We start from the raw sequence: 2,869 nt of genomic DNA, 5'->3' as shown, positions 1-2,869 counted from the left end.
CGAGTAATCGTCCTTCGATGCCTTCTGTGACAATACACCCGCCGGTTTATTGACTATAAGTATGTTGTGGTCGTGATATATGATCTCCGGTTTAAACCTGTTTCCACCTGTGGAAGCACCGGCTCTCACGCTGTCATCCCTGAATGATTCTATGGTCTCATCCGACAGATAGAGCTGTATCACATCCCCAACATACACGATCTCATTTCCAACCGCCTTGCCGTTATTAAGTTTTATGTTTTTCTTTCTTATCATCCTGTAGACGAAGCTTGAAGGAGCCTTGTTAAGGTACTTCATGACCAGCTTGTTAAGCCTCTGGCCGGCTTCGTTCTTTGAAATAACTATCTCTCTCATTTTTGTCTATATTCCCAGCTCATATAATCTGTTTCTGATCTTCTCATCGGCACCGACAAATTCATCTGAAGGTGCTTTGATCTTCTCGGCCTTTGCCACAAAACCATCAATGTCTGTGGCTATGATCACAACATATTTTTTCTGGTCTGCCAGAGCCTCTGTAATGATCTTCTTGAGCGCTGCCTCATCAGGTATCTTTTTGCCATATCCACCATTGTAGTAAAACAGCATTCTGCCATCTCTTATGACCGCAGCAGGGAAATACACTATTCCCTCGTACCTGCTTATCGACACATCATATACAAGTGACGGATCTCCAAAGTATGATAACTTCTCAAGTTTAGCGTACTCATCCTTCGTGAGTTCCTTGAACCCTGCACACATTATGTATGCCACAAGCTGTTTTGCAAGCGGCAGGGCGACGAGTATCGGTATGACTATAAATACAGTCTTTCTTGTGTCAAACATAGCCACAGTAAAGAATACTCCGGCTATAACAAACAATCCAAGTACAATGATACTAATAAGAACATTTCTCTTATGCCTGTTCATGTATCCGTGTTGTCCTTTTTCCATATCATCCTCCATTTATCTCTGGTCTGGCTGTAGAGCTATGTCCGCCTGCAGCCCATATATCTACTTCATAAATCTGATCAGCAAACTGTGAGGCAGGTACTTGCTCACAAGTCTGAACGCCTTCATAAGCGGCGAATACACCGATATATCGCTCATATAATACGCGTCAAACAGTGCCTTTTTTACAACCTTCACAGGATCTGCTCTTAGAATCATCTTATACGGCTTGGACTTTGTGTACTTCTGCGCAACATCGAAGAACTCTGTCTTGACAGGTCCCGGGCAGACAGCCGTAACAGTTATCCCCTTTTCCTCAAGCTCTCTGTTAAGTGCTCTTGAAAAGCTCAGCACCATTGATTTGGATGCCGCATATATAGCAAATGATGGCTGAGGCAGAAAAGCTGCAGATGAAGCAAGATTGATTATATTTGAAGGGCCTGACATATATGGCAGAGATATATGTGTTATGGCAGCCAGCGCCCTGCAGTTGAGATTCAACATTCCAGTCACGTCGTCCACTGTCATATTCTCAAAATGGCCTGCTATTCCGTATCCAGCTGCATTTACAAGTACTCTTATTGATGGAGCCTGTCTCTCAAGAAGATTTCTGTAGAACTTGATATCAGTCTCATCGGTTAGGTCAAGCGCAAGTATCCTTACAAGCTTTCCACTTACCGCGTTTATCTCGGTCTTAACCTCAGCAAGCCTGTCTTTTCTCCTTGCTATAAGCCATATCTCGTCGATTGTCCTGTATCGCTGTGCTATCTGAAGTGCAAATTCTCTTCCAATCCCTGAAGATGCTCCTGTGATTATCGCTACCTTTCTCATGACATCATCCTCCATCCCGATAAATATTTGTTTTTTAATACTCCTCTGTTGTTCTTGGCCCACCCGAGCGGATATCCATCCACGCAGACAAGCACATACCCATTCTCTATATCCTGATCATCTTCCAGCTCGACGGTCTCTCCCTTTAAATACTTTATGACCCTTATGTCATCCGCCAAAAAACTCACAACATTGTCAAACTGATCTGACTTGAGATACATCGCAAGTGACTGACTCGGTTCAAATCTGTTCTTCTTGACCTCACCGAGGAACAGTCCATGCCTCAAAAGCCTGAGTCCCTTAACATCAGGCATTCCCTCTGATATATAATAAAGTCTTCCCTTATTTTCCTCTATCCTGTCTGTCTTTATACCCGCAGACTCAGATACATGCTTTATAAATGCGATGAAATCCTCATCCGGCCTGTACGACTTGAACGAGTATGTTGAGTTTCCTCTATATGAGTCATCCTGATCCTTTTCAAACAGAGCTATGAAATGACCTTCGCCCTTCACGTGATGAGGCCACAGTCTTGAACATTTCACAAGCTCAGGATTGCCGGTCTCTCCCCAGGCCGGATTGCCGTCATCAAATTTCTCATATTTAGGAAAATCCACAAGATGCATACTGTCATCTATCGACAGCAGATACTCCACCGACCTCTCATCCTCCTCGGGGGAAAATGTACATGTGGAATAAAGCAGCTTTCCGCCCGGTTTCAACATCTTGCACACTTCATTTAATATTCCTCTCTGCAGTCCGGCAAAAAGTTCAGTTCCGTTGTTCTCCCATGCAGTCATCATCGATGAAGATTTTCTGAACATGCCCTCTCCGGAACACGGTGCATCTATAAGTATCTTATCGAATGTACCCTCAAATGCCTTTGACAGATTATTTGGAGGTTCACTTACCACACACATGTTTCCTATTCCGAAAAGTTCCAGGTTCTTCAGAAGCGCCTTGGCTCTCGAGTTGCTTATATCATTGGATATAAGTATTCCCGTGCCATTAAGCTTCGCCGCAAGCTCGGTGGATTTGCCTCCCGGTGCCGCGCATATATCTAGTACCACATCTCCATCCTCTATATCCAGAACGCTGGCAGGTGTCATGG

3 protein-coding genes and 1 pseudogene are annotated in these 2,869 nt (G+C 44.1%); all 4 read right to left on the bottom strand.

Going from position 1 to position 2,869, the window contains the following annotated elements; genetic code table 11:
- Nucleotides 1-354, bottom strand: a pseudogene (locus CCU_RS12445) (RluA family pseudouridine synthase); the annotation flags it as partial.
- Nucleotides 355-360: 6 nt separating this feature from the next.
- Entirely contained in the window at nucleotides 361-930 is a 570-nt protein-coding gene (locus CCU_RS12440) for a hypothetical protein (RefSeq protein ID WP_015534904.1), read from the bottom strand.
- A gap of 60 nt (nucleotides 931-990) precedes the next feature.
- Nucleotides 991-1,758 (bottom strand): SDR family NAD(P)-dependent oxidoreductase, encoded by a 768-nt coding sequence (locus CCU_RS12435; RefSeq protein WP_015534903.1) that lies wholly within the window; start codon nucleotides 1,756-1,758, stop codon nucleotides 991-993.
- Nucleotides 1,755-2,869: RsmF rRNA methyltransferase first C-terminal domain-containing protein (locus CCU_RS12430; RefSeq protein WP_015534902.1), on the bottom strand; the 1,115-nt coding region annotated here is incomplete at its 5' end. The genes CCU_RS12430 and CCU_RS12435, both read right to left, overlap by 4 nt.

Origin of the sequence: Coprococcus sp. ART55/1 (assembly GCF_000210595.1) — a bacterium.
Classification (GTDB): domain Bacteria; phylum Bacillota; class Clostridia; order Lachnospirales; family Lachnospiraceae; genus Coprococcus; species Coprococcus aceti.
The sequence above is the reverse complement of the archived record's forward strand: the minus strand, read 5'-3'. Positions and strand labels throughout refer to the sequence as shown.